The organism is Acinetobacter sp. WCHA45 (assembly GCF_002165255.2).
Lineage (GTDB): Bacteria > Pseudomonadota > Gammaproteobacteria > Pseudomonadales > Moraxellaceae > Acinetobacter.
Window position 1 is genome coordinate 2,180,293 of record NZ_CP028561.1, and the last position, 24,477, is coordinate 2,204,769.

General features: G+C 36.9%; 20 protein-coding genes. 5 read left to right on the top strand and 15 right to left on the bottom strand.

Annotated features, from left to right (window positions below; translation table 11 throughout):
• Positions 1-11: 11 nt before the first annotated feature.
• On the bottom strand, positions 12-1,475 hold the full coding sequence (locus CDG55_RS11870; protein WP_171287523.1) for a phospholipase D family protein: 1,464 nt from the start codon (positions 1,473-1,475) through the stop codon (positions 12-14).
• Positions 1,476-1,554: 79 nt separating this feature from the next.
• The gene (znuD, locus tag CDG55_RS11875) at positions 1,555-3,582 is read right to left on the bottom strand and encodes a zinc piracy TonB-dependent receptor ZnuD (protein WP_087535674.1); all 2,028 of its coding nucleotides are present in this window, start codon (positions 3,580-3,582) and stop codon (positions 1,555-1,557) included.
• A 135-nt stretch (positions 3,583-3,717) separates the two neighbouring features.
• Here znuD and CDG55_RS11880 point away from each other — a divergent pair, with 135 nt between their 5' ends.
• The 4 genes from CDG55_RS11880 to CDG55_RS11895 all read left to right on the top strand — a co-directional run bounded on the left by CDG55_RS11880 (position 3,718) and on the right by CDG55_RS11895 (position 7,633).
• Positions 3,718-4,491 (top strand): DUF4184 family protein, encoded by a 774-nt coding sequence (locus CDG55_RS11880; protein ID WP_087535673.1) that lies wholly within the window; start codon positions 3,718-3,720, stop codon positions 4,489-4,491.
• Positions 4,492-4,631: 140 nt separating this feature from the next.
• Positions 4,632-6,413 (top strand): aspartate--tRNA ligase, encoded by a 1,782-nt coding sequence (gene aspS, locus CDG55_RS11885; RefSeq protein WP_087535672.1) that lies wholly within the window; start codon positions 4,632-4,634, stop codon positions 6,411-6,413.
• 126 nt (positions 6,414-6,539) lie between these two features.
• Positions 6,540-6,761, top strand: a complete 222-nt coding sequence (locus tag CDG55_RS11890) for a hypothetical protein (protein WP_004664817.1) — start codon at positions 6,540-6,542, stop codon at positions 6,759-6,761.
• Between the two features lie 5 nt (positions 6,762-6,766).
• Positions 6,767-7,633, top strand: a complete 867-nt coding sequence (locus CDG55_RS11895; protein ID WP_087535671.1) for a lysophospholipid acyltransferase family protein — start codon at positions 6,767-6,769, stop codon at positions 7,631-7,633.
• Positions 7,634-7,682: 49 nt separating this feature from the next.
• Here CDG55_RS11895 and glf read toward each other — a convergent pair whose 3' ends face one another.
• A complete protein-coding gene (gene glf / locus CDG55_RS11900) occupies positions 7,683-8,831 on the bottom strand; it encodes a UDP-galactopyranose mutase (RefSeq protein ID WP_087535670.1) in 1,149 nt (382 codons plus the stop codon).
• 4 nt (positions 8,832-8,835) lie between these two features.
• A complete protein-coding gene (locus CDG55_RS11905; RefSeq protein ID WP_087535669.1) occupies positions 8,836-9,690 on the bottom strand; it encodes a DUF707 domain-containing protein in 855 nt (284 codons plus the stop codon).
• Positions 9,691-9,812: 122 nt separating this feature from the next.
• Here CDG55_RS11905 and CDG55_RS11910 point away from each other — a divergent pair, with 122 nt between their 5' ends.
• Complete coding sequence (locus tag CDG55_RS11910) at positions 9,813-10,676, top strand: beta-1,6-N-acetylglucosaminyltransferase (RefSeq protein WP_087535668.1); 864 nt, start codon at positions 9,813-9,815, stop codon at positions 10,674-10,676.
• On the opposite strand, the gene CDG55_RS11915 is transcribed toward CDG55_RS11910, so the two are convergent.
• From CDG55_RS11915 to CDG55_RS11965, 11 genes are all read right to left on the bottom strand, one after another.
• Complete coding sequence (locus CDG55_RS11915) at positions 10,659-11,849, bottom strand: glycosyltransferase family 92 protein (RefSeq protein WP_087535667.1); 1,191 nt, start codon at positions 11,847-11,849, stop codon at positions 10,659-10,661. The two genes, CDG55_RS11910 and CDG55_RS11915, sit on opposite strands and share 18 nt — an antisense overlap.
• A gap of 42 nt (positions 11,850-11,891) precedes the next feature.
• Complete coding sequence (locus CDG55_RS11920; RefSeq protein WP_087535666.1) at positions 11,892-12,662, bottom strand: glycosyltransferase family 25 protein; 771 nt, start codon at positions 12,660-12,662, stop codon at positions 11,892-11,894.
• Positions 12,663-12,676: 14 nt separating this feature from the next.
• Positions 12,677-13,672, bottom strand: coding sequence for a Stealth CR1 domain-containing protein (locus tag CDG55_RS11925; RefSeq protein ID WP_087535665.1), 996 nt, complete (start codon positions 13,670-13,672; stop codon positions 12,677-12,679).
• Between the two features lie 27 nt (positions 13,673-13,699).
• Positions 13,700-14,455, bottom strand: a complete 756-nt coding sequence (locus CDG55_RS11930; protein WP_087535664.1) for a glycosyltransferase — start codon at positions 14,453-14,455, stop codon at positions 13,700-13,702.
• Between the two features lie 173 nt (positions 14,456-14,628).
• Positions 14,629-15,789 (bottom strand): nucleotide sugar dehydrogenase, encoded by a 1,161-nt coding sequence (locus tag CDG55_RS11935; protein ID WP_087535663.1) that lies wholly within the window; start codon positions 15,787-15,789, stop codon positions 14,629-14,631.
• Between the two features lie 144 nt (positions 15,790-15,933).
• Positions 15,934-16,860 (bottom strand): branched-chain amino acid transaminase, encoded by a 927-nt coding sequence (locus CDG55_RS11940; protein WP_004664837.1) that lies wholly within the window; start codon positions 16,858-16,860, stop codon positions 15,934-15,936.
• Positions 16,861-16,886: 26 nt separating this feature from the next.
• Positions 16,887-19,634: a bifunctional [glutamate--ammonia ligase]-adenylyl-L-tyrosine phosphorylase/[glutamate--ammonia-ligase] adenylyltransferase gene (glnE, locus tag CDG55_RS11945; protein ID WP_087535662.1), complete on the bottom strand. Its 2,748-nt coding sequence runs from the start codon at positions 19,632-19,634 to the stop codon at positions 16,887-16,889.
• A 73-nt stretch (positions 19,635-19,707) separates the two neighbouring features.
• Entirely contained in the window at positions 19,708-20,979 is a 1,272-nt protein-coding gene (locus CDG55_RS11950) for a sensor histidine kinase (protein WP_087535661.1), read from the bottom strand.
• A 610-nt stretch (positions 20,980-21,589) separates the two neighbouring features.
• Entirely contained in the window at positions 21,590-22,177 is a 588-nt protein-coding gene (locus tag CDG55_RS11955; RefSeq protein WP_087535660.1) for a recombinase family protein, read from the bottom strand.
• 177 nt (positions 22,178-22,354) lie between these two features.
• On the bottom strand, positions 22,355-22,921 hold the full coding sequence (locus CDG55_RS11960) for a hypothetical protein (protein ID WP_228252557.1): 567 nt from the start codon (positions 22,919-22,921) through the stop codon (positions 22,355-22,357).
• Positions 22,922-23,789: 868 nt separating this feature from the next.
• Positions 23,790-24,437 (bottom strand): hypothetical protein, encoded by a 648-nt coding sequence (locus tag CDG55_RS11965; RefSeq protein WP_087535659.1) that lies wholly within the window; start codon positions 24,435-24,437, stop codon positions 23,790-23,792.
• Positions 24,438-24,477: the final 40 nt, after the last annotated feature.

The following is a 24,477-nucleotide window of genomic DNA, read 5'->3' on the forward strand; positions in this document are numbered from 1 at the left end:
GCCTCTTTCTTTTAGAAAGTCGATAAGCCCGACCACTCCATAAAACGATAGAGCCAGTATTTCACTTTTGACTCATCAGCATATTTTGCATAATCAACCGTGATCTGACGACCATTCGCATTACTCCAAGCAGCATCAAAATACTGTCCTACATCTTTAAAGACCTGTGCTTGTGCTGAACCTAAAACGCGCATGTCTGTCTCAAGGTTATAGTTTTTAAGATTTCGTGCGGTGAAGTTCGCTGAACCTAGCATCAACTCAGCTTGCTGAGCGTTATATTTGAGTAGCATTTTACTATGGCATTGTTCACCATGGGTATCACACCAACGAATTGGAATGCCTACCGCATTCAGTTCTGAAGCCACTGGGCGATTTGGAATACCATTCTTTTGACGACCAAATGCATCTTTATTTGGATCAAGCATGATACGGATATTTACACCACGTTGTTTAGCCTGTTTTAACGCCTCAATGATATTTCGCTCAGACAGATAGAACATAGCCATGTCCAAATGCTCTTCACTTTTTGCAGATTGAATCATCTTCAACACAGCATCATAAATCGCTTTTTCAGTCAGTAGCTGCACCTGTGGCAAGCGCTTATCTTCCACCAGCCCACCCATAATCACAAAAGGACTTGAACCTTGTGACATATTCGCGACGGTTTGCTCAGTTTGTAATATATCAATCGCGGTTGGGCCATCCACGACCAATGCGACATTACTATGATGTGAACTTCCATCATGAGGATTCGCTGAGGTCACTAAACTCTTCCAGCCTTGAGCCGTATCGACCACTAAGGTTTTACGGTGATTGGCTTTAAAATTTAACAATTCTAAATAACTACGTAAGGTCACTTTATCCTTCCCAAAGGGATTACTTAACCAACCACCTTCAGGATTATTGCCTAAATTTTGGCAACAAATATACCAAAATCCCGACCACAGTGGATTCGAGGCTCGCAATGGTTTTAGATCAGTTTCTATCACATCTACGCCTGCTTGACGAAGCTGACGGTAATGCTTTGGTGCAATCCCACCATAAACCGAGTTAATTGGATCTGTAATCACAACGATTTGAATTGCGGGGTAAAGTTTACGTTTCAGAATTAACGCATCAGTGAGTTGTTGCATCAATGGAAATTGCTTTACCTTTGATTCACCAACTTCCTGATTAAATAGAAACATATCTAGCACGATCGTGGTTTGTGCTTGATCAATCAGTTGGAATACTTCTTTGAAAATATGCTGATCAACTTGTTGCTGACCTTGTATATCAATATAAGTTTGATCCGCTAAAAATTTCACATTGGCATGACGAAGTTGTCCCGTAAAATCCAGTCCTTTTGGGAGTGGTTTTACAGTGTGATAAATTGCCGAAGCAATATACCCAATCGCAAAAATACTCAATATGACTGCCATGTAACGTCGACCTGACCAGTTTAATTTTTGATGAATTCTTTGGAAGATGCGCATATAAACAGAAAAAGCCCTAGCCTAATGGACTAAGGCTAGAGCTTATACTTTGATTTTTCAATAAGATTTGAGTGACAAATTAGAAACTAAAGTTCACACCAACGCTAAAATTACGTCCAACTTGTGGAATGGTTGATAAGAATGATGCATGTTGATAAACCTGATCATCCAACAAATTATTAGCATTGAGGAATATACGATAATCACCGACATTGCCATAATTACCTGAATACGCCACACCCAGATTGAGCATATTATAACTTTGGGTATCGGTTTCATAAGCTGCGATCTTATCTTGTTGGAATACATGATAATACTCAGCTGAACCGCTAAAACCATCACCAAAATCAGCATTTACTTTAGTCCCTAAACGCCCCGCTGGAACACGTGGAGCATTTTCATTGTCGATTTTTCCACGCACGTAATCACCAAACACACCAATTTTGTATGTCGGAGAAATTTGGTAAGCAGCTTCTGCCTCAGCTCCATAAAAACGTGCTTTGTCTTGAGTATATTTTACTAAGCGGAAGTCTTCGTAACGATCTAAAGTTTGTGCGTAAATGTAGTCATCAAACCAGTTATGATAAACATGGACATGATAATCAAAACGGTTGTTATCATCGTAATGAAAACCAAGTTCGACATTATTTGACTGCTCTTTTTTAAGCTGATCATTTCCTAACTCATAGGTATTGGTCGCAAAATGTTTACCATCCGCATATAGCTCTTGTGCTAAAGGCAAACGCTCTTGATGTGAAGTAACCAAAGAAAGTTTATAGTTTGGTGCAAACTCCCAATTGGTGGCACCAGAAACAGAAAAAGCCGAACCGTCGAAATCTTTTTTCGTTGCATCATCAATATTAATTTTTTGCTGTTCTGCGCGAGCAGCTAATTCAACATGAACATCATTAAGTTGTGCATGTTCTAATGCGAACACACTCCATTTTTTAGTGGTATTTGGCGCTAAAAAGGCTTCTTCACCTGTAAGTTTTAATTTTTGTTGCCCATATTGTGTACCAATGACCCCTTCCCATGCACCCAGTGGGTTGTGTACCAACTCTAAACGTCCATCATAACCCTTGTTTTTAAAACGAGTCGCGATGATCTCTTCTTCGATCTCATCATGTTGATAATCTGTATAACTCGCTTGTGCGCGTAATTTTTTAAAGCCTGCAAATGGGTTGTCCAACTCAGTACGAACATCATAACGCTCTGATTTTAAGTCAATCCAAGGTCCCGCATTATGCGCATCATTTGGGTCGTGATCATCACAATGTAAACTCAGACCTTGTAAATGGCAGCTTTCATATTCATGGCTATGTCCTGGCAAGCCATATTGGTCCTGACGGTTGCTATAGGAAATACCCGTAAAGCCACGATCATAAATCCACGATAGACCGACATTTATAGTTTGCCCTTTGGCAAAAGTATTATCGACTCGACGTTCTTTTTCGCCTTCATGGAAATAATCAGGTGCAATATAATCATTGGCTTCACGCTTTAAGCCCTCAACACGTAATGCAACTTGATCACCTAAACCAACGGTAACACCCGCGCTTGCTAATTTTTCATCACTACCCGTGTTATAACGGAGTCCAATATTCCCCTCATAACCATTTTCTGGCATCTGTGTCGGAATTTTGCTGTCTGTGACATTGACCAAACCACCTACAGTACCAGCACCGTAAAGTAAAGTAGATGGTCCTTGAATAACTTCTATTTTCTTTGCTAATAATGGATCAACCGTGACCGCATGGTCAGGCGATAAGGTTGAAACATCAATATTTTCAGAGGCATTTTGCAACACTTTGATTCGAGCACCATCTTGTCCGCGAATCACTGGACGACTTGAACCTGCGCCAAACTGATTGGTATGTATCCCCATCTCACCAGCTAAGGCATCACCTAATGTTACACTTTTTTCAGTTAACTCTTTTTGCTCAACCACATGATCTGCGACAGCAAAATCGGCAGCATTTCGCTCTAAAGGGTGCGCTTTAATTTCAATCGTAGCAAGTTGTTGAACCTTTGTTTCCTCTTCTGCAAAGGTGGTACTACTGGCTATTGCTAAAATAGATAAAGTCAAAATGTTTTTAGAAAATGACATGCCGTGTCTCAGATCAGCTTAAATATATTTTGTTATATTATAACATTTCATTTATTTTGCAATAAAAAACATAACCACAAAAAACATTTGCTACACTGCTGATCCATTATTCAATGTTTATAACGCTCCAAGAATATGCCATTTACTCTTTCTCACGCTGTTCTTGCACCACCTCTATCAAAATTGAGTAAGGGTCATTTGCCTGTCGCAGCGCTTGCAATCGGCTGTATGACCCCAGACCTGCATCGTTTATTTACTCAAGAAACAATTGCATTAACACATCAGTGGTCTGGCATATTATTCCCCAATCTTCCGATTGGATTATTCTTTTGTCTCTTGTGGTATCTCATTTATCGACCTGTCAGTTATCGCTTTCTGGGTATAAAAGATCCCATAAAGATCAGCAATTTTGATGACGCAGTGGGCTTTATTCTTATGAATTGCTTTGCGATTATTTTGGGTACAGCGACACATTTAATCTGGGATGGATTAACCCATCTGGACTTTCGGACCTTCGCTTTTAAAGATTTACTCGCACAAGATATTTCTCTCTTTGGTTTGCATTATCCATTACATTTTATTTTGCAGATTGCTTCATCTATTCTTGCCTTACCTTTTCTCTTATGGATGTGCAAACGCTATTACATCAAACATAAACTAGCTCAACCTGTACCGATTAAAATCAAAGGATTTATCACGACAAGCTTAATGATTTCAACAGTTGCTGGATTGTTGTCGATTTGGGACTATAGTCGTCATATTTCATCAGAACTCTGGTACACCGAACGATATTTTTTTATTGGTAAATCAATTAACGAATTTACTCAAACAGCACTTTGTGTTTTTACAGCAGCATGTCTGTTGCTACTATTATTTGATCGAAAAGGTCAAACAAGATCATTTTTTTAAAAAAGCGTCGCTTTAAAATTCTGTTGAAATGATTAAGACTTGAGACAATATGTTCAACAAGGCATAATCTCCCCTTCATTGGTGATGCGCTGTTTACGCATTCACCTTCTAGCCAATATAGTTTGGATAAATAATTCAATATGATGCGCACTCATTACTGTGGCTCTTTAACTGAAGCCCAAATCGATCAAACAGTGACTTTATGCGGATGGGTTCATCGTCGCCGTGACCATGGTGGTGTAATTTTCCTTGATATGCGTGACCGTGATGGTTTAGTTCAAGTCGTCATTGATCCTGATACACCAGAAGCTTTCTCAACTGCGGATAAAGCACGCTCTGAATTTGTGTTAAAAATTACAGGTCGTGTACGTCGTCGCTATGAAGGTACTGAAAATGCCAACATGGTGAGTGGTCAAATCGAAGTTTTAGCAAAAGAAATCGAAGTTTTAGCTGCTTCTGAAACACCTCCATTCCCATTGAATGACGAAAACACCAATATTTCTGAAGAAATTCGTTTGAAATACCGTTTCTTGGACATTCGTCGTCCAGAAATGTTAGATCGTTTACGCTTCCGTTCTAAAGTTACAAACTTGATTCGTAACTATTTCGAAGATCACGGTTTCCTCGATGTTGAAACACCGATCTTGACTCGTGCAACTCCTGAGGGCGCACGTGACTATTTAGTCCCAAGTCGTGTTTCAAATGGTAGCTTTTACGCGCTTCCACAATCACCACAATTGTTCAAACAGTTGTTGATGGTCGGTGGTATCGATCGTTATTACCAAATCGCGAAATGTTTCCGTGATGAAGATCTACGTGCAGATCGTCAGCCTGAATTTACCCAAATCGACGTTGAAACATCGTTCATGAGTGACGATGACATCATGGATTTAATGGAAGGCTTAACAGTTAAAATGTTCAACGAATTATTGAATGTAAAATTCGATAAATTCGAACGTATGACTTATGCCGACGCAATGCGTGATTATGCTTCTGATAAACCAGATATGCGTATTCCATTGAAATTGGTTGACGTTGCAGACTTAATGCAAGACGTTGAGTTCAAAGTTTTCGCAGGTCCTGCAAAAGATCCTAAAGGTCGTATTGTCGCTTTACGTGTACCAGGTGCTGGTTCATTACCACGTAGTGCGATTGACGAATACACCAAATTCGTAGGCATCTACGGTGCTAAAGGCTTGGCTTACATCAAAGTCAATGAACTTGAGAAAGGCATCGAAGGTCTTCAATCTCCAATCGTTAAATTCATCGAACCAATCGTACTCGATTTATTAAAACGTGTTGGTGCTGAAAATGGCGACATCGTGTTCTTCGGTGCGGATAAAGCAAAAGTTGTAAATGATGCGATGGGTGCACTTCGTGTGAAAATCGGTCATGACTTGAATCTTGCAACTTGCGAGTGGGCACCACTTTGGGTTGTTGATTTCCCAATGTTCGAAGAAACTGATGATGGCAAATGGACTTCTGTGCATCACCCATTCACACTACCAAAATCAAGTGTTGAAGAAGTGAAGAGCAATCCAGGTGCAGCGTTGTCTGTTGCATACGATATGGTACTCAATGGTACTGAGATCGGTGGTGGTTCACTTCGTATCTATACACTAGAAATGCAAAAAGCGATTTTTGAAGCTTTAGGTATTGGTGAAGAAGAAGCCGAAGAGAAATTCAGCTTCTTACTCAATGCATTACGTTACGGTGCTCCTCCACATGGTGGTTTGGCATTCGGTCTTGATCGTTTGATCATGCTTATGACAGGCGCTTCTTCTATTCGTGATGTGATTGCATTCCCGAAAACTAAGACTGCTGAATGTCCATTAACTCAAGCACCAGCGCCTGTTGAAGCGAATCAATTGCGTGACTTGGGTATTCGTTTACGTGAAAAAGCAAAAGCTGAAGAAAAGTAATTTTTTCAATTAATTGCTGAATAAGACCCTGCTTAATGCAGGGTTTTTTTATATTACATGGTTTTACTTTGCGATCATGCAGCGTAATGGCATAATAAGCTGCTTTTTTATTGAGAGGTCAGTCTTATGGCAATGCGTCCTGATGTACGTCGACACACAATTGTGATTATTGTGTTTTCACTTGCTCAATGGTTTTTTATGCGTTACATCTTGGCAAATGAACTTTTCAATATGACCACCAATCAACGTATTTTATATTTCTGCGTCAGTAGTCTTGTAGGTGCGTTATTGATTTTTGTAGCACTAATTTATATGGTGCTCAAAGGCAATACAGATAAGCAAGACTGATCGTCATGTCGTTTTACAGTACCTTACTTCGTATTCTCCCTCTAACATTTTTGCGTAGTATTGCAAAAGTGGCTGCCTACTTTATCAATCAAAATCCTGATAAGAGTATGCTTTGGAAAACCAGAATTAATATTGGTTTAGCCTACCCAACACTTTCTTCAGAGCAAAAGGAACAGCTTGCTCGAGAAAGTGTGACCAAGCAATGTTTGAGTTATGTTGAATCAGGGAAATGCTGGGCAATGCCTCCTGAATGGAGCATTCAGCAAATTCGTACTGTACATAATTTAGAAGTATTAACAAATGCTTTAAGTGATCCGCGTGGTGCTTTGATTATTACTCCGCATTTGGGTACATGGGAAATGATGAATGCATGGGTACATCAATATGGTATTCCTACCATTATGTATAAACCCATGAAAGACTCAGGATTTAATGCTTTTGCTTTGCATGCTCGTCAACGGTTAAATGCGACACTTGTTCCAACAGATGCTAATGGTGTAAAAGCGTTATTTAAGAATTTGAAACAAGGTGGTTTTAGCGTCATTCTACCAGATCATGTTCCTCAACCTTCAGGCGGGGTTGTCGTTCCTTTTTTTGGAATTCCCTGTTTAACCAGTACACTTGCAAGTAAAATGGCACAAAAAACTCAATGCCGTTTAGTAGGATTAAGCTGTTTCCGCCGTGAGGATGGTGAAGGATTTGATGTGTATTGCGATGATCTGAATGATCCAGCACTCTATGATCGAGATATCGGAATTGCGACCACTGCACTCAATCAAGCAGTTGAACAGATGATCAACCGCTTTCCTTCTGAATATATGTGGGGATATAAGCGGTTTAGAGGAGATCAAAAAGATTATTATCTAAAATAATAGTTTGAGTGTAGGAGCAGCTTTAAAATGATCTACTACAATTCCACAATTAAATAGGATCATAATAAAAACTTTGAGCTTTTTGATTTAACTCAAAAGACTTTAATAACTTTTTAGCAGTCACTAATGCTTCAGCAATTGTAACATCCATATCCAAATAACGATAAGTTCCTAAACGTCCTACGAAAGTTACATCATTTTCCTGCTGAGCCAGCTCAACATATTTCACCAATAAGTCCTTATCATTAATTAAACGAATTGGGTAATATGGAATATCATTCTCCGTACATAACCGACTAAACTCTTTATAATAAACAGTTTTCTCATGCTGTTCCCAAGGTGAAAAATGTTTATGCTCAGAAATTCTAGTAAATGGGATTTCTTGGTCACAGTAATTAATTACCGCATTTCCTTGAAAATCACCATCATCTGTTACTTTCTCAAAATCTAAAGTACGGTATCCTAAACGGCCATATTGATAATCAAACCATGAATCTAAAGGTGCAGACCAGATTACATGATCATACTGACTGATCATTTTCTTAGCAAAACTGGTATTTAAATTAACCATAATATTGTGATGGTTTAAAATATTTTCTACAATTTTAGTATAGCCTTCACTCGGTATTCCCTGAAAATGATGAGAAAAATAATTATCATCATAATTAAATCGAACAGGTAATCTTTTTAAAATACTGGCTGGGAGTTCTTTAGGTTCAAGTCCCCATTGCTTTTTAGTATAGCCATAAAAAAAAGCATGATATAAATCCTTACCAATGAAGCGCATTGCTTGCTCTTCAAAAGTTATAGGCTCCTCTATCGATAAATCAGCCTGTTTTTCAATCCACTCCTGAGCCTGTTTTGGATTAAATTGCTTATTAAAAAATTGATTAATTGTATGTAAATTAATAGGTAGACTGTATACACTACCATTACTTACAGCTTTAACTCGATTTACAAAAGATTTAAATTCACCATATTTGTTAACATAATCCCATACTTCTTGATTATCGGTATGAAAGATATGTGGGCCATATACATGCAACATAATTCCAGTTTCATCATCACGTTGAGTATGACAATTTCCTGCCACATGTGGACGTTGATCAATTACTGTTACAACATGTCCTTTTTCTGCCAACTCACGAGCAATAACAGCACAAGAAAAACCAGCCCCAACACATAATACTTTTTTCATTGCTTTATTTAACTCCTAAAATTTTCTTCCATCTCGGTCGTACATATATTGAATAATTAGGATGAAATATCTCATTATAAAGACGATTAAATGCCATGACATTTTTCAACCGAATAGGTGATACACCTTTAACAATCTCATTAAATACAGTTTTTTTATCACTTAAAAGTTCACCATTCCTTAATAAACCAGAAAAACACCCATTCTTTATACTAATTTTATATTTTTTTAATAGTTTTTTTTCTTCACTATAAGGAGAATCTTTATTATCACCCAAACCATGACCAGCAATTCCAACAGGGCGTGTATGAAATATTGGTGTTTCATCAATTACACCAATTTTCCCTTTATTTTCCAGCATAACAGGCCATAATGCATCTAAACCCCACCCTGATTTATTCTCTGAAAATGTTCTCCAACATTTTTCAAAAGCTATCTTTGAAAAACAAGGGGCCATAACCTCAACAAAATTTGTTTCCCTATAAATAAAATTACTTACTTGCAATAATAATGGGTGTGAAAAATAACTATTTTTTGTTAATGCAGGCTGAGCCAATATAAATTGATATTCCCGACATAAATTAAAAAAAACATTTAAGCTCTCTGCAGTTGTACTTAAGTCATCATCAGGAAGCCAAATATAGTCATATTCTTGCCAAATATCAGGATAATTTAGAAAAAAATCATATAAGCCTTGCCATTTAGATCCTTTAAAATTATGTACAAACTTGATGTGGTCTAAATTATATAGAATATTATTACCAAAATAACTCAATACCACATCAAAATTAGCTGATTCATTAACCCACTCTGGATGTAATGAATTATCTCCACATCGGACTACTACTAAATTTTTCATAACGAGAAACACTATTTTTAGTCAATTATAATTCATTTTTATAAATTTTTATTAAATTATTTGTATGAAATTAACACTATGTTAGCATAGGGAGGAAATTGTGTACCAAGAATGAAATCAGAATGAAATACATTTATGGAATCCAGTGCCATCAAATCACCAATCCTTTAAGATTTCTCTTGAGTGCTCTATGCAACAATCCCGATAGTATAGTCCTAGTACATGTAGATCAAAAAGCAGACCTAGATCCTTTTATAAATGAATTCTCACACTACCCCCAACTTTACTTTATACAGGATAGAATTAATGTCTTATGGGGTCACTTTTCTCAAATTGAAGCTACACTTAGTCTATTAAAAGCAGCAGGAGCCTATAACTATAGCTATTTCACATTACTATCAGGAGATGACATTCCTCTACAAGATATTTCCCTGTTTCACAATTACTTAGAACATCATCCTTATGAATTTTTAGATCTGGATAAACATCCTGCTTGCAAGCCAGAGCCTAGAGTTAAGTATCAACATGGCAAAGCTTTTTTTAAGAAGCATAGAAGTTTTAAAGAACAATTAAGTTGCAAATGGCAAAGAAAATTATTTAAACTTGGCTTAAGAATAAATGAATTAGACAATCTGCCAAAATTATATAAAGGCAGCCAATGGTTTACTTTAAGCCATCAGGCAATAGGTTATATCTTTAAATATTTAGATAATCATCCAGCTTATATAGAATTATTTAAAACATCTTTATGTGGAGATGAATTATTCTTCCATACTATCCTCTTTAATTCAGAATTATCAGATAGAATCAAAGCAAAAAACAACATGTCTGAAAGTTTTATTCGTTATATAGACTGGAATTCAGGCCCTGACTTCCCCAGAACTTTAAATGAAAATGATTTTAACAGAATGAAATCAAGTGGTATGTTTTTTGCCAGAAAACTAGAAAAGGACATTTCACTAGAGATACTAAAACAGTTTTTTTAACTTCTCCCTTAGAGTAAGATTATATTTTAATTCAGGTCTATTAATACTAGGAAAAACCTTAGATACAATTTCATACAGGGATTCATCCAGACGATGTATTTCAGGATCAAATCGTATAAAATCCGCTCTTTTTATTTTCCAGTTATAATTAATTCCTTTATAGTGAAGATAATAAAAATTATGGCTTAATTTTAATTCCTTTACTTTAACAGTGTGAACTTTCCATTGTGCCATATAATCAATTTTTTGTGGATTAATACACCACTTGTGATCACTTTTATAATTTTTCCTATCAAAATAAAAAAAATTATTAAAACGAATAGGGGCTTTTTCATCCAGAGGAATAGATTCAATCCATTTACCTGAAATATGTAAGGCAGGATTTTGCTCTAACTCATTGAAAACTGATGGACCATTAGGAGCAATAATTAGCTCATCTATATCAACATTAATTACCCCCATGGCATACTTCAGGAAACGCTCCTTTGCATGTTCCATCATTCCATATTGACAAAAATCAGAGTCCCAGGGAGCATTTTTTAAACCAGTTGATGCTCCACCTTGTGGGCCATATTTAAAATTCCAGGGAACTAAAATAACATCAACGCCTAGATTTTCTTTAATTAAGTATTCCTTTAGTTCTTCTAATGTATAATTATCTGAGTTATTATCATAAAAGAGAACTGCATCTATATGATGAACTGTTTTATAGAATTTTATCCAGTCCCCTATCCATTCAAACTTATTATTTTTTGACAATGTAAATAAAACTTTTTTATTCCTAAATAAATCATGGCAATGTTGATTAATAGAAATATTAAACTCAACATCTGCATATATCCATTTGAGTTGCTGAGCATTTGTTTCAGTAATCAACCAGTTACGCTGAGTACGATCAAGTCGCTGGGTTTGAGGTGCACAATAGACAGGTTGTCCATCCAAATAAAAATTTTCCTGCTTAAAAAAATCCTCCAGCCCATAAGCAGGTGGCCCCGAAAGCACCACTTTATCATCAGACATAAACACATCAAATGCTAAGGTTGTCGAATCAAATTTTTCATCATAATCTTGAGGTTTTAGGCTCTCTTTTCTTGGAGAAATTCTTTTAAATTGACTAGCTATAGGTAATTCACAAGAAGTAATATTAACTATTTCTATAAATTGACCACTCATTGTCTCACACCTTTACCTAATCATTTAAAAATTAAATCGTTATTACTTATCTATTACCAGATGTTTCAGTGCATACATGCGATCACGCCACATACGCTTTTGTCTCCTAAAGCTATATGAAATACTTCTATCTTCTTTCGCATTTCTCGCTTTATTGATGTTTCCAGAATTTCCGCCACCATCAATGTCACTAATAAAACCTCCTGGATAAACCAATGGTTTCCACACCGACAATCCTCTTCCATTTCGGCTCAACCATGACTGTAAAAAGTTGTCAATTGGAGCATACATTTCTTGTCCCTCTCTTAAGAATGTTTCCGCCCCTTTTCTGGACCAGATTAAACCAATCGTCCTAATTGGAAAATAATATGCTCTAATCAAGTCATAACTACGAATAGAAGCAATATGTCTAGATAACTTTCTTTTTTTTGCTCCAAGATTGATTAGATACCAATCCAGTTCTTTATGCTGATCTAAATAGTCAAGGATATCTTTCACCGTATTGGCAAAGTCCTCAACAATCTTTAAATCATCTTCCAGCACTATCAGGTAATCTGCATCTGTTTCCAGAAACCTCTGCACACACCCCACATGACTTAAATAGCAGCCCAGTTCAGAGCTGATCAGACTTCGTCCCATGATCTGGTTTGCCTTAGTATCGTTATAGTTATTAAATTCAGATAATGGCTTGCCTCGACCATCATATGCGGCAAAACGTACAAATGGGAAGCCTTGTTGCCCTAACTGTGTGGTCGCATTTTGCAAACGATCATGACTACCATCAAGGTTAATTAAATACGTTTCAACTTTCATTTGCTTTCCTTTGTTTAGACCACAGTAGTCGGTTGAATTTGGCTAGGTAAAAACCCTGTAAATTTTTGAATCAGTGCGGCTCGGATGCGTCCTTCAGCTAATGATTCCAATTGATCTAGACTTTGTATGCAGCCAAATTTAATCTCAGAATTAGATAAAGCTAATATAAATTTTTCCAAATCACGACCATCTTTTAAATAAGCAATATCAATATCATCTTTTAAAATGGCTTGATCAGATTGAATCGCTAAATGATTAGACAATCCCACTGGTAACAATTGATCAATGTTCCTAAATTTGAACTGAATTTGCTGGTCTAAAAGCTCTTTATTATTCTTAAAGAAAGTACTGAGCAAATCACGACTGAGAATATGAGGGCGATGATGAATTTCGTAATATCTGGTCATTCCCACGCGATCTGCACTCAACATTTGAGCCGTTGAATATTTCGCTTCAGCTACCCTTCCAAAATTCTGCTGTAAGAATTTTCGGAAAATATATTTCATTTTCTTGATGAGTGTTGCTTGCCAATGTCCATATATCACCATCTGACCATCAATAAGAAAATCACTTAAATCAGACTGTTGATTGAAAAAGAAATCATCATTCAGATAAATAAAATGATTTGAAATCCCTTCAATATTCCACAACATACTTTCAATACTTAATGAATTGAATGTTGGTAAAGCAAACTCATAACCACGGAATAATTCTTGATGATCAACAATTTTTATTTTTTCAGCAGGACATAAACCTTGCTGGGAAAATTGGTCTAACCACAAAGGTGTTTGCTGATCCGTCACGAGATAAATCGTGCCTGCATATGGAACATACTTAAGAATTGAGGCGATGCAAAAATAGATTTCATCGTTGCTTGCAAAACGAGTGTCATCCAAAGCATTTGATGGTTCGTTTTGATTCATAAATTGACGGCGTTTATTTTTCAGAGAGATATCATTCCCATCGACCCATGCGATGACGATATCAAGCGGATGTAAACCCTGATTCATAAATCAAAACCTTCCATAAATACAGATTTACTGCCAAGCGTCCTTAATCCAATCCGAAGGCAATACATAACGATACCATTTACCACCACCACCATTTACGGCATCGGGCGGATTAATTTCGCCATGGAAAATAATAATTTTTGCACCTTTCGGTTTTACTGGCGGCTTCACATATGCTAATGGAATCTTTTGTAAACAATGATATTTATAACTTTTACACCAATCTTCGTTCCAATAACTCAAAGTTCCATGTGCATCAACGAACCATGATAAATAGGCTTGCTCATTACGGAACTTTTGACGGATTTCATCAAAATGCTCACGGAAATAAGGCAAGATTTCAGGGAAAGCGCCCAACTTAAAACGATAGACTGAGCTATTGCCTGTAATGCGCCAAGGACGTTTCCAGTCATGAATAATCAGGAACTCACCTTTTTCCTGAAAGAAGCAGTCAATATTATCAATAATCACGACATCAAGATCGAGAAAAAGTGCATTGCCCTTTAAACCATATAAATCTGGTTCAAAGGTTGAAAGCTTGTTCCAGCCACGTTCAGGCGCACCTGCTGGCAAATCTAAAGGAGGGATTGGGAAGCATTGTACATTTGGGTCAATTCCCTCTGTACGATCAGTCAAGCAAACCATTTTAAAGGGTAAGGTCAGGTGACGTTTCACCATATTATACAAACGGTTGACATATTCCGCACCGTACTTGGTTCCCCATTTCATGCACAAAATAATATTGTCTTCATGAGTTGCTGAATCTTGTTGAATGTCTACCATCTGATAACCTTAATGCCTTAGATATTATTTTCGCGTTGCGATTTTCGTACCAAGCGTTTTAAAACAATATGCACTGAATATTGGGCTATCTTAGCATAGGCGTTATCAAAAAAATTATTATTAATTCACCAAACTAGGAGGATTGTTTATAGTTTTGTTTAATCATTTAAGCGCTAATTTATCCCAAATAAATCTCGTGTATATATTTTTTCCATCACGTCACTAAACATCGGCACCATACGATTGACAATAATCAAATCAGAGATTGCTTTAAATTTTTGTAGACTCGACATTAAAGGATGACCAAGGTACGCTTTCACACCCAATGTGGGTTCATAGATCACGACTTGGATTCCTGCATCCGCCAAACCACTCAGCACATCATGTACAGCTGACTCTCTAAAATTATCTGAGTCGGCTTTCATGGTTAATCGATAAATACCAACACAAGTGACATTTCGACTCAGTATATCTTCAATAATCGCTTGCTTACGAGTCTGGTTAGAGCGAATGATCGCTGAAATCAGTTCTTGAGGAGTATCATCATAATTAGCTAAAAGCTGTTTGGTATCTTTAGGCAAGCAATAACCTCCATAACCGAAAGATGGATTGTTATAGTGATCACCGATGCGTTGATCTAACCCCACCCCTTTAATCATATCTAAAGCACTCAATTTGTTTTTTAGACAATAGGTATCCAACTCATTAAAAAAAGCAACTCGCATCGCCAAATAAGTATTTGAAAACAGCTTAATTGCTTCTGCTTCCGTTGAGTCAACACATAACAATATCGCATCTTTTTTTATGGTTGCTTTCAAATAAAGCTTGGCAATTTTCTCAGCTCGCTTTGACTTTTCCCCCACAATAATCCGTGACGGGTATAAATTATCTTGTAAAGCTTGCCCCTCTCTTAGAAATTCAGGAGAAAAAATAAGATTATTTAACGCAAGTTTTTTAGAAAGTTCCTTGGTATAGCCAACTGGAACTGTAGATTTGATCAACATCAACGCTTTAGGATTTATTTTTTGAATATTATGAATAACGTTTTCAATACTCGATGTATCGAAATAGTTTGTTTCAGGATTATAGTTGGTGGGGGTTGCGATAATAATCAGTTTAGCCTGTTGATAAGCCAGCTCTTGGTCACAAGTCGCTTCAATATTAGACTCAGATAAATAGTTTTGAATACAGGTATCACTCATCGGAGATACGCGCTGATTAATGTTCTTTACGCGTGTTTTATCAATATCGTAGACCATCACATCATGTTGTTTTGAAAATAATAAAGCATTGGATAAGCCAACATAACCTGCACCTACAACAGTAATTTTCATTGCTTCTCTATTGTTTTAATTGCACTTAAAGTTTACCGTAATCAAATTAAATGAAAGATTGATGATGATTTAGTTGCAATCTATTGACAACTCAGCAATAAAAAAAGCGAAGCCTGAGCTTCGCTTAATTGATCTGGTTTGATCTTATTTTACATAAGTCAACCAATGTGCATATTTATCGTTACGACCTTGTACTGCATCAAAGAAAGTTTTTTGAATAACAGTGGTAATCGGGCCACGTGAACCACAACCGATTTCACGGTCATCATATTCACGAATTGGCGTTACTTCCGCAGCAGTACCAGTAAAGAATGCTTCATCAGCGATGTAAAACTCATCACGTGTGATACGACGCTCAACCACTTCATAACCAAGGTCTTTGGCAATGGTAATTACGGTTTGACGGGTAATCCCTTCTAACGCACCGCCTGCCAAGTCAGGTGTATGCAAAACACCATCTTTGATTAAGAATACGTTTTCACCTGCACCTTGACAAACAAAGCCTTGAGGATCAAGCAACATTGCTTCGTCATAACCTGAACGTGCAACTTCTTGGTGTGCCAAAATCGATACGGTATAGTTACCACATGCTTTTGCCTTACACATCGTCACGTTTGGATGGTGGTGCGTAAATGATGATGTTTTAACACGAATACCACGTGCCATCGCTTCTTCACCAAGGTATGCACCCCATGACCAAGCTGCTACAGCAGCATGGATGGTATTGTCTGTTGCAGCAATTCCTAGTTTCTCAGAGCCAATCCAAATGAGAGGACGCAAATAAGCTGAAACCAATTTATTTTCACGCACAACATCAATCTGCGCCTGCTCTAAAGTCGCTTGATCAAATGGTACATTCATTTGATAAATTTTTGCTGAATTTAATAAGCGTTTAGTGTGATCTTGCAAACGGAAGATTGCTGTACCATTTGGGGTTTCATAAGCACGGACGCCTTCAAAAACACCCATACTGTAATGTAATGTGTGTGTTAAGACGTGAATTTTTGCATCACGCCAATCAACTAATTTTCCATCTTGCCAAATAAAACCATCACGATCAGCCAAATTCATGGCACATACTCCAAATTTTTACACAATCATTCACTTTCCAATGCTATTGCAGTTGGATCAATTAACCTTTGCCATAACTTGCAAACGATCTCTCGGGTATCGTGCCAATCCGCAGCATTGACTTGCATAGATTGATTTGCAAGCGCTAAACGGTGGCTCTCAGCTCGTTCACGGAGATAAGCATGGATGAGTGCTGTGGCATCTTCACTGGATAAGCAGCCTGCTCGAGCAGCATCTTCAAGAATTCTTACGTTATCAGAATAATGGGCAAGATCTGGATTCGTCCCGCCCCATGCAAGCACTGCATACTGTGCCATAAATTCGATGTCAACGATACCACCTGCATCCTGTTTTAAATGAAAAATGCCATGTTTTTTTTGTTCAGAAGACGATCCCAAATGGTCTTTCATTTTTTGACGCATTTTCAATACTTCTTCACGCACGACATTTTCATCTCGTTTTTGAGTCAAAATCTGACAACGAATCTGCTCAAATAGCTGACACAAATTGAAATCACCCGCAATCGAACGGGCGCGCACTAAAGCTTGATGTTCCCAAAGCCACGCACTTTTTTGTTGATATTGCTCATACGCTTTTAAGCTGGTGACTAACATCCCCGCCTCACCCGATGGACGTAAACGGGTATCAATTTCATAAACACGCCCATCTAAGGTTTGCGTCGTCATTAAAGACATAAACTTTTGTGCCACACGAATTGCAAACTCAGCCCCGCTGATGCCTTTACGACCATCAGTTTCACTATGCTCTTCAAAAGCATGGATAAAAACGAGGTCTAGATCTGAACCATAACCCAATTCAATTCCACCAAGCTTGCCATATCCAATCACAGCAAAACCTTTGTTATCCAAACTACAACGCTGACCATTATTGCCTAAAGGATAACCATGTCGCTCAGCAACCGCTTCATAAGCTAAATTAAGCGTCGCTTGGACGCTAACTTCAGCAATATCCGTCAACGCATCTGACACTTTCATTAATGGACTTTCAGCTAAAACATCGCTTGCAGCAACAGTTAATACATTGCTCTTCTTAAATAGACGTAAAACGCGCATTTGATCTTCGACTTGATCAATTTCGATACGTAATAATTGTTGACGTAGTGAATCTTCTAAGTCTTTACGCTGCGGTAAACCAAAATCCATAGAAAGGAATTCATCTAACAGGACTGGATATTGTGCTAACTCTTCACAAATCCATGGACTAACCGTCGCCATCTTAACTAATCGTTGTAAAGCACCACGGCTTTCCATGAGCATGACCAAATACACCGTACGGCGAAGTACAGATTCAACCAAAGGCATTAATCGCAACAAAGCGACTTGTGGCTGATCTGACTGTAAAATCGCTTCGATCAAGTGTGGCCAGAATTTCTTTAAGCGCTCTAAAGCACTCGCGGGAATTTTTTTTAGTGCTTGTCCATGCCAAAAGTTTTGAATTAGATTCTTTGCACCATCATCCAATACCGTATTCAGTTTTTGCTCAAGCTGAACAAAGTCATCTACAGGCTCAACAAATTCTTTTTCCTGAATAAGTTGTTTAAACTGAACTTTAACTTTGTCGCGTTTTTGATTCAAAACCGCTAAGAAAGCAGACCAATCGTTAAATCCTAACGTATCTAACATGCGTTGTCTTAATTCAGGTTCAGTCGGCAGAGATTGGGTTTGCTGGTCATTGAGTGCTTGAATCGCGTGCTCAATCCGTCTTAAAAATAAATAAGCATCTTCAAGATCAATTACAGCCCGTTGATCAAGTAATTCAGCATTTCCCAAATGATGTAGACTTACCAAACATTGACGATCTTGTAATTCACGTTTCGAGCCTCCGTAAATTAACTGAAAAACTTGAACAATAAATTCAATTTCACGGATACCACCTGCGCCCAATTTAATATCATCTTCAATATTACGACGCATGACTTCACGTTCAATCATCGCTTTCATTTCACGCATCGCAGCGAAAGCAGAATAATCGACATAACGGCGAAAAACGAATGGACGCGACATTTCCATGAGTTCTGCGCCAGCTTTCTCACCTGTAATCACACGTGCTTTAATCCAAGCATAGCGTTCCCATTCACGCCCATGCTGACTTAAATATTTTTCTAACCCGCTGTGGCTAATCGCCAAGGCTGAACCATCGCCCCACGGACGTAAGCGCATATCGACACGGAATACAAAACCATCTGCAGTAATATGATCAAGCAGATAAATCAGCTTCTGCCCCCATAGAATGCAGAACTGCTGTACATCAATACATTTACGTCCATTGGTTTCGCCTTGTTCATCGAAGGCAAAAATGAGATCAATATCGCTAGAAAGGTTAAGTTCTTGTGCACCAAGTTTCCCCATGCCAATCACAATCAAATCTTGTAAATGACCTGAATAACCAATCGGTTCGCCATGTTTAGCTAAGAGCGGCGGCAATGCAAAAGCTTTTGCAGCACAAATACTGGCATCAGCAAAATCTGAAAGTTCACGTGTCAGCGTCACCACATTGGTAAGTTGATTAGCATCTTGCCAAATCCAGCGAAACATCAACTTTGCACGCAAGACTCGTAATGCTTTCATCCAAGCGTGCTCATCTGTTACATCAGCAACAGCTTGTTGAACTTTTTCATGAATACTTTCAGTAGAAAGTGATTGGAGAAATTGATCTTTGCAATAATCTTGTTCTAATTGTGTTTGATATAAATTTAAAACTTGTTCAGCATATTGACTGGCAACTAAAGTTTTCTGTAGCTGTTCCGCATTCATATAAAAAGGCTCGGCTAATCTCGTATCATCTAGGATTAGTTATATCAGTTACACGCTTATCTTTAAAATCTCTTTAGGCTAATTTCGCTTTAGATTTATGCTGTTCTACAGATAAATCTATTTGTTCGTTTGCAGCAGGCAAGACAACTTTAAAGATTGTGCCCTCACCCTCATTCGAGCTAACACTAATTTCACCATGATTTAGATCAACGAACCGTTTGCACAATGATAACCCTAGACCCGCCCCTTTTTCACCCGCAGTACCTTTAAAACTGACCGTGATTCTCGGCTGAAATAGCGTTTCAATCTGCTCAAGAGTCATCCCTAAGCCAGTATCTTTAATATAAATTTCAACAAAGTTACCTTGAGTTTGAGCTTGAATGAAGACTTTTCCAGAACCATCAATATCAGTAAATTTCAGCGCATTGGATACTAAATTCTGAATCACGGAAGTGATCATATTCATATCAGCATAAACTTTAAGATTTTCATCCACTTCATTAATCAACTGGATATTTTTCTTGATCGCCAGTGTTTTTAAGACATCCGTAACAATATTGGTAATCTGTCGTAGCTTAAAATTAATCGGGTGGTAAACAAAGCGCCCGCCTTCAGCCATCGACCAATTTAATAAACTTTCCAACAAGTTATAGGTCGACTGAGAAGTATCGTAAAGATAGTCCGCGATATTCTGAATGCTAGATTCATCTAAAGTGTCACGCTCTTTTGCCAATATTTCAGAGAAACCTAATAGACCATGAAAGGGTGCTCGTAGATCATGAGATATAATCGAAAAGAATTTAGTTTTACTAAAGTTTAATGCGGCTTCTTGCTCGTATAATTCTTTCAGTTGGTCATGATTGACCTTTAACTCCAGTTTCTGCATAAAACTCATACAGTGCTCTTGAAGTAATTGTTTTTGTAATTCGCTGAAGTCTTGTGCAACATCATCAAATAAAACCAGATATCCTAATGATGTTTGATCTGGATGCCTTAAGTGTATTGCAATTGCAGTTTGTATTTTACGTTTAAATGGCGCTAGAAAGGCTAATAAACTCTGATATTGCGGGTGTTGTTGATCGATCAAATCACCATTTACAAACAGTGTATTTAGACTTTTACTAATTTTTGAAATATCAACTACGTGTAACTTTTCTGCGCAACAATGCCAAAGGTAGGGTTCTTGATGGAATGCGAGCAAAGCAGTATCGGCTTGCATCAATTTACGGTCGAACTGTAAAAATTGTTCAAGTAAATTTTGCTCAGAATTCAAACCCAAAGAAAGCGAAATTTTACAAGCACTTAACTTATCGGCTTGCTGTAATTCTAATAGTTGAATAGCCATGCCCGCCTCTCGTGTATTATCGTTATACGGTTATTTACAAATCACTAAGAAAAATGTCAAAACCATCACCCACTATTAACAAAATTTAACATAAAAGGCAATTCATTCTTAAACCAATTCGCAACAAAACGTGAACTTTCATGAAATTTAAACTTAAATTAATTCCGTAGGGAATCTAATTTTTGGAAATTTGTTGAACTTTCAAATCATCATATATCTCAATCAATGCATCCACACTCAGAAATAATATTCCTGAAATAAAAGCAACTAAGATTCCAATAATAGGTGTGGCTACATTTCATATTAAAAGGAGCCAAGAATCAACATTAAACGCTTTAGAAACAATTATGATGTAAAATATTTAAATAATTCAAAATTATAAATGCTTTCAATATGAAGTCTAAGATTCAATTCTTTGTTCACCTTTATTCTTGAAACATAATTTTTAATTAAAAACCATAAGTATTAAAAAAACCCCAAGCCTTTAATACCAGCTTGGGGTCTTTGAATTTTGGTCCGAGGGTCGGACTCGGTCATATCAATAAGATACTGATATAAATAAATTATATTTGCATAGATAGAATTATATCCTTAATCATATCCTTATTACTTATTCCTTAGCTACACGATAAACTGTTGCAATTCCTACACTTACAGCCTTTGCAATTTCTTCTTTCGTCATGTCGCCTTTGCTTAATAATTGTTTGATGCGCTCATGTTTTGCTGTATTGGCTTTCTTTCCAGTAGGTACATATCCTGAACGTGCCAAGCCTTGCTTAATTCTTTCCTTGCGTTTGTCATTATCTAGTTTTGCCATTGTTGCCAATAGATCAATGAGCATGGCATTAATCACATTCAATATCTCGCCTGTCATTCCGCCATTGGTTGTATGTGTGGTCGGCAGATCAGCAACGATCAAACGTAAACCTTTAGCCTTGATCTTATCTTTTAGAATTGCGAAATCATCCTGTGATAGTCGGCTTAATCTATCCACGCTCTCTACTAGCAAGATGTCATCCTTGTTGGCTTCATTGAGTAGTCGGCTTAATTCTGGGCGCTCTAACTTTGTACCTGAATAGTTTTCTATGTATGTGCTGTATTGATCGCCATAGCTTTGGCTGAATTGGATTAAATCATTTAATGCTCTTTCGGCATCTTGATCTTTGGTACTTGCTCTTACATAAATACGAATTGTCATATTATCAGTCCTTATCATATAACTATCACTTAATAAGGTTTATGATAAATCTATCATTTAGCTAAGTAAACAAGTTAAATGATAGATTGATGAATATAATTATCAATTTATCTTTTGGGTATAGTCTAATGATAGATTGAATTACTCTTTAAACTGGATCGAAAGTCAATGCGCAGACTAATAAGGAAACCTATCTTGCTTAAACTCAACTTTATTCTTTTTTACATGCTTGAAGAACATATCAATCAATTCTAAAAAGTTCGATGTTGTATTTGAGTCAAACTTATATAGATACTCTCCATCTTTTTTATATTGAGTTGCATCAAGTACTTCAAAGTATTCTGACTTCGCATTCATTTTACGTTGAATACTTACTTTAATAATTAATCTTTTTGTGGAGCGTTCAGCAAGGTTGTATTCTTTCTCATTGCGTTTTTCAGTTATAGGATTAACTATTTGAATCGAAATATTTAATTCTTTGTACTTAAACAATAAAATATTTTCTTCTTTAATCTCATGATCGAAATCAGGACAGATAGAAAGGAACTCTGTTGTAATCAAATACTTTAGATGATTTACATGTTCCTCCAATTGTCTAGCTTTCTCACTTTTATAGGCTTCAAATTCGTTTTGTTGCTCAATAAGTAATTGAAGTCCATCCATATCAAATGCTCTTCTTTGAAAATAAGGGATAATCATTAAGTATAGTCGATGAAGATTAATGCCGTAACTGCCAATGCTCACTATTAAAACCACATTGATGGTTTTGCCGTGATGTTCCCTTTGGCAAGGGGAAATACTTTTCCAAAATTTTTGACTGACATGCAGTCACCTAACCACTATCAAGATTCATTTGACTAGCTAGCCCAGCAATGGGGATATGGGGTCAAAAGTCGCTAACCTCACATATAAAAAGACCGTCCCCCCATGAAATTTTCTCTTGGTCAAAAGTCGTAGGGAGGGGGTATCATTTTGTGTTTCTTATTGGTGCAAAAAACTTAGTGACTCTAAAAAATGGTATGTTTTGCCAATATATAAAATGATTAATTTTATGAATGTTACAGGTGTTACATAGGTTACAAGACTGTTTTATATATGTTTTTCCTTATTACTATATAGATATGTATGAATATCAATAACATATAAATTAACTTTTATTTAAATAATATTATATATATCAATACCTTAGTTTAGATAAATCTAATCAACCACAGCTATATTTATCCTGCCACAGATATCTACCATTTTTAAGTGGTTACAAGTGTTACATGGGTTACAAGATTGTTTTATATAAATTTATCTGTAACACATTGAGGCTTTGAATCGTGTTACATGGGTTACGATTTAGGATATGGGGGGCATGAAAAACATCTTAATTTGCCTTAAGTGGACACCGCCCTCCTTTCTCATTTGTAAAAAAAAGATCGTTTTAGATAAAAGTAAATAAAAATATGGAGTGAACTAGTAAATATGGATAAAAATTCAAGCCTTTTTAAGTCCGATCTACTCCAGTTAAAGACTACATTACAAAACAGTGCCAAAATTTCGGAACAAGTAACCTCGCCCTTGCCACCTCACGGCACAAATTCACAATTAGATTGTTTTAGTTTACTTAGGCAAAACTATTGTAGTGCTGAAAAGCTTCCATAGCTGGATGGGTGAAATTAGGAAATAAATAGAATTTAAAATTGCTATCGTAATAAAAAATGTTCTGCTCAATTAGCACATTAAGAAAGTAGTGAGCTTGCTCTTGATTCACTAGGAATTTCTGTATTAGGTCTTGTCGCACATGCTCAGGCTTCACTAGAGCATTTTCTACAGGATTACTGATCTTACGTAAGTTGCTACGGTGCCGCTCCAGTCGATCAAAATAGGTCTGTATAACTTCTTGCTTTATATCTTGGTCCAAGCTTTCGGCATTTGATGCAGTCGAATTGCTCAGTATTTCGATGATTTCTGCTTTAGACTGTTTTACTTTCTGTATTTCAATATCTGTGATGCGCTCTGCATGATGTAAACGCACGGTTTGGCTGTCTATTAGCTCTATTTCTGCACCCTCTTGCTGGATATGCTCCAATAGCTCATAACATGATTGAAGCCGTAAACGGCGTATTAGCTGTGGTTTGTATTTACGTACAAGGTCTGTGCTTTGCTGGGGTATATCATCAGAATGATGTAAGCGTAAAGCTTGATTGTTGATTAGCTCAAGACTTGCGCCATAGTGCTGTAAAACTTGGCTAATTAACTGTGCAATATTCATTATTGATCACCAATAAAAAGACTGCACGGCGTTAAACGCT

What these genes read in the sequence shown, in the direction of transcription:
- CDG55_RS11950 (WP_087535661.1), bottom strand. Translation starts at nt 20,979, where the DNA reads ATGGCTATTCAACTATTAGAATTACAGCAAGCCGATAAGTTAAGTGCT.
- aspS (WP_087535672.1), top strand. Translation starts at nt 4,632, where the DNA reads ATGATGCGCACTCATTACTGTGGCTCTTTAACTGAAGCCCAAATCGAT.
- glnE (WP_087535662.1), bottom strand. Translation starts at nt 19,634, where the DNA reads ATGAATGCGGAACAGCTACAGAAAACTTTAGTTGCCAGTCAATATGCT.
- glf (WP_087535670.1), bottom strand. Translation starts at nt 8,831, where the DNA reads ATGAAAAAAGTATTATGTGTTGGGGCTGGTTTTTCTTGTGCTGTTATT.
- CDG55_RS11895 (WP_087535671.1), top strand. Translation starts at nt 6,767, where the DNA reads ATGTCGTTTTACAGTACCTTACTTCGTATTCTCCCTCTAACATTTTTG.
- CDG55_RS11940 (WP_004664837.1), bottom strand. Translation starts at nt 16,860, where the DNA reads ATGAATTTGGCTGATCGTGATGGTTTTATTTGGCAAGATGGAAAATTA.
- CDG55_RS11880 (WP_087535673.1), top strand. Translation starts at nt 3,718, where the DNA reads ATGCCATTTACTCTTTCTCACGCTGTTCTTGCACCACCTCTATCAAAA.
- CDG55_RS11920 (WP_087535666.1), bottom strand. Translation starts at nt 12,662, where the DNA reads ATGAAAGTTGAAACGTATTTAATTAACCTTGATGGTAGTCATGATCGT.
- CDG55_RS11925 (WP_087535665.1), bottom strand. Translation starts at nt 13,672, where the DNA reads ATGAATCAGGGTTTACATCCGCTTGATATCGTCATCGCATGGGTCGAT.
- CDG55_RS11965 (WP_087535659.1), bottom strand. Translation starts at nt 24,437, where the DNA reads ATGAATATTGCACAGTTAATTAGCCAAGTTTTACAGCACTATGGCGCA.
- CDG55_RS11930 (WP_087535664.1), bottom strand. Translation starts at nt 14,455, where the DNA reads ATGGTAGACATTCAACAAGATTCAGCAACTCATGAAGACAATATTATT.
- CDG55_RS11890 (WP_004664817.1), top strand. Translation starts at nt 6,540, where the DNA reads ATGGCAATGCGTCCTGATGTACGTCGACACACAATTGTGATTATTGTG.
- CDG55_RS11910 (WP_087535668.1), top strand. Translation starts at nt 9,813, where the DNA reads ATGAAATACATTTATGGAATCCAGTGCCATCAAATCACCAATCCTTTA.
- CDG55_RS11935 (WP_087535663.1), bottom strand. Translation starts at nt 15,789, where the DNA reads ATGAAAATTACTGTTGTAGGTGCAGGTTATGTTGGCTTATCCAATGCT.
- CDG55_RS11955 (WP_087535660.1), bottom strand. Translation starts at nt 22,177, where the DNA reads ATGACAATTCGTATTTATGTAAGAGCAAGTACCAAAGATCAAGATGCC.
- CDG55_RS11905 (WP_087535669.1), bottom strand. Translation starts at nt 9,690, where the DNA reads ATGAAAAATTTAGTAGTAGTCCGATGTGGAGATAATTCATTACATCCA.
- znuD (WP_087535674.1), bottom strand. Translation starts at nt 3,582, where the DNA reads ATGTCATTTTCTAAAAACATTTTGACTTTATCTATTTTAGCAATAGCC.
- CDG55_RS11870 (WP_171287523.1), bottom strand. Translation starts at nt 1,475, where the DNA reads ATGCGCATCTTCCAAAGAATTCATCAAAAATTAAACTGGTCAGGTCGA.
- CDG55_RS11915 (WP_087535667.1), bottom strand. Translation starts at nt 11,849, where the DNA reads ATGAGTGGTCAATTTATAGAAATAGTTAATATTACTTCTTGTGAATTA.